The sequence below is a fragment of the Sporomusa sp. genome (assembly GCF_057736855.1).
On sequence record NZ_JBYKYF010000313.1, the window covers coordinates 587 to 3,461 of the forward strand.

3 protein-coding genes are annotated in these 2,875 nt (G+C 45.3%); 2 read left to right on the forward strand and 1 reads right to left on the reverse strand.

Translation table 11 applies throughout. From position 1 onward, the window contains the following. On the reverse strand, positions 1 to 552 hold a 552-nt coding region (locus tag AC29Z1_RS15310; protein ID WP_488272322.1), incomplete at its 3' end, for a hypothetical protein. Between the two features lie 341 nt (positions 553 to 893). Here AC29Z1_RS15310 and AC29Z1_RS15315 point away from each other — a divergent pair. Together AC29Z1_RS15315 and AC29Z1_RS15320 are read left to right on the forward strand one after the other, a co-directional pair. Then, positions 894 to 2,051: a metallophosphoesterase gene (locus tag AC29Z1_RS15315; protein WP_488272325.1), complete on the forward strand. Its 1,158-nt coding sequence runs from the start codon at positions 894 to 896 to the stop codon at positions 2,049 to 2,051. Between the two features lie 60 nt (positions 2,052 to 2,111). Next, positions 2,112 to 2,618: a mismatch-specific DNA-glycosylase gene (locus tag AC29Z1_RS15320; RefSeq protein WP_488272323.1), complete on the forward strand. Its 507-nt coding sequence runs from the start codon at positions 2,112 to 2,114 to the stop codon at positions 2,616 to 2,618. Positions 2,619 to 2,875: the final 257 nt, after the last annotated feature.

The following is a 2,875-nucleotide window of genomic DNA, read 5'->3' on the forward strand; positions in this document are numbered from 1 at the left end:
TTTGAATTTGACAGTGCGGGCTGAAACTGAACTTACTTCTGTTTCCAATTCATCAAAAGAGTCCGTATTGCCACGTGTAATATCTTCTTCTGCTGTTGTTGGTGTTGGCTTAACTGGCGGAGGAGGCGAGGGTGGCGGGGTTATACCCTCGGGGGGTGGTCCGAAGCAGGAACAACAAGGTCGGCCTAAGGCTTGCCGCAATGCTTCCAGAATTATAATTTGTTCAGCAGTACGGCATGGGTCTTCGACAGTACCGCAGTCAGATAACAGGCTAAAAATGTCGATAGGCGCACAAGTTACGGCTAAGAACTGGCTGCTGAAGGCTATTTTACAACATAATAGTTCTAACAGGATGTCAATTAGTGTTCCTGTTCGGTCATAACGGATGACCGCCCGTTCGTATATTTCAAAAGGTACGCCGGGAGTACGCTGGATTTCTTCAGCGGCCCCGACCAGCAGTCGATAGGAACTAACTAATGAAGCGAAGTTTGGAATAACGGCGTTGATATCACCTAAAATAGCATTAAGAATGGTTAGCGTATTGGTAGCCATCAGTTACCCTCCTTATCGAAACTACTTATAATATATGCCGTATGCAGTTAGATGAGCCATTATCCCGCTAATTTCGTTTTGGGCTGTTACTATTTGCCATGTCAGAAATTCTATAATAAGATATATAATTATCTATATAAGCAGTACTTTGGGGAATAATCGGGATATTTGCCAATAAAAACCATTTTGATTTTGCGCTAGCAAAGGCAGAACGGCCAGAGTCTAGGGTTGAAGGTAATCATTTAGGATTCAAGGAGGCGCAAATGCAGCACGGTCCTTCGATACTTTCAATATTGATTGTTCGTTTGTTGTTAGCAGTAATAGCATGACTGGGGAGCCGAATTTTACGCAAATGGCATGCCGTATATGCCGAAAAAAAAGCCAGATATGTGTATTGGGGTACTACGATCTTTTCGGTAGCTATTTTACTGTTTAGCCGCTGGCTGCGTCCGGCTGGCGGTTTTCCTGGCGAGTGGTTTAAATACTGTATTTACTTTGCTTATATTTGGATCGTGGGCCTGGTGTTTATGCTGGTGGTACTACTAGCAGGTTATATTGTCCGATGCCTCCTGCGGCAATTTTCCGCTTGCAGAGTAGTAGCAAGTCAGGATGAGTCACTGGATGTTTTGACAGCAGTCGGACACCGCGCAATAACCCGACGCCAATTTCTTCAAGAAATGTCGGCAGCCTTACCAGCGGTGCCTTTAGTAGCCAGTGCCTATGGGGTCATTAACGGCGATACTCAAATTGTTATAAACAGGCATACGCTTACTTTTCCTCAATTACCGCCCGCATTGGCGGGGTTTAAAATTGCACAAATCAGTGACACCCATATTGGTCCCTTTTTTGGCATGGATAAGCTGGATAGGGTACTTACAATGGTTAAACAAGAGCGTCCGGACTTGTTGGTGATTACTGGCGATTTAATTGATGACTTAACCTTACTACCGCCAACCATGGAACGCCTTGCGGCCTTTTATCCACAACTGCCGCAGGGTATTTTCTATTGCTGGGGCAACCATGAGTATTTTCGTGATATTAATCGGATTCGCAAGGCGCTGTATAGTAGTCCTATCACTGTTCTTGGAAATAGTAACAAGGCCGTGGTAAATGGCTTGTATCTGGCTGGCGTTGACTATCCTTGGAGCAAAGATAAGGAAGGGCAGGAAATAGTACGGCGCCAGTTCTTTTCCAAGGCTATCCGTGGTATTCCCGCTGATGCGTTTACCGTACTCTTAACCCATCATTCTGCCTTTTTAGACGAGGCTTTTACCGCCAGTATACCCTTTACGCTGGCCGGGCATACACATGGCGGTCAGGTAAATCTATTTGGCAAATCGCTTCTGCCTGTCCAGTATAAATACATGCGTGGGATGTATCGACAAGGAGATTGCTACGGATATGTTAGTGTCGGTACTGGGCACTGGCTGCCTGTAAGGGTTGGTTGCCCGGCCGAGGTAAGTGTTTTTACCTTAAAGCGGGGAACCTCTTCCTTGTAGCCTGAGTTTTAGGTATTAAAGGGTTAGGTGTTTAAGATCTTGGAAACATGGAGGCATTAGATGACTGAGGTACCTGATATCCTTGCTCATGATCTAAAAATCCTGTTCATTGGTTTTAATCCGGGACGCAGGTCGGCAGAAATTGGTCATCATTTTGCCGGCTATTCGAACAAGTTTTGGAAATTACTGGCGGCGTCTGGAATCACCCCTCATCTGCTTAAACCGGAGGAAGACAGCCAGCTACTTGCTATGGGCTACGGGATTACTAATATTGTCGCTCGTCCCAGCCGAACGGCGGCTGAAATTACTAAAGAAGAATACCGGGTCGGGCGGGAAATCCTTATAAATAAGCTTTGGCATTACAAGCCGCAGATTGCCTGTTTTGCTGGTGTAGGAGTATACCGGGAGTTTAGTAGGCAGGCGGGTATTCGCTGTGGGTTGCAACCAGTAAGCTCCGTGACAGGAGTTACCAACTTTGTGGTGCCGTCTCCCAGTGGGTTGACTCGTATATTATTTCAGGACCAGTTGATGTATTATCAGCAATTAGTGCAATTGATAAAACGTTAGAAAACGGAATAAGATGGGTGCTTGTTTGAGCAAGCACCAGTTTTTTTGTTTAATTCAAGCGGTAGTGAAAGTTGGCGGCTAGTCCAAAACTCGGTATAATAATAAAGGATTATGCATAAGAGAGGGGTACATAATATGTCCAAAAAATGGATTGCCTTTGCTAGTCTGGTTATGTTTGTGTTAGCTATAGGTTTGACCGGCTGCAACAGTAACCAGCAAGCTCAGCCTGCCACTGCAAAAGTTTTAAAATTGGGTGC

What these genes read in the sequence shown, in the direction of transcription:
- AC29Z1_RS15320 (WP_488272323.1), top strand. Translation starts at nt 2,112, where the DNA reads ATGACTGAGGTACCTGATATCCTTGCTCATGATCTAAAAATCCTGTTC.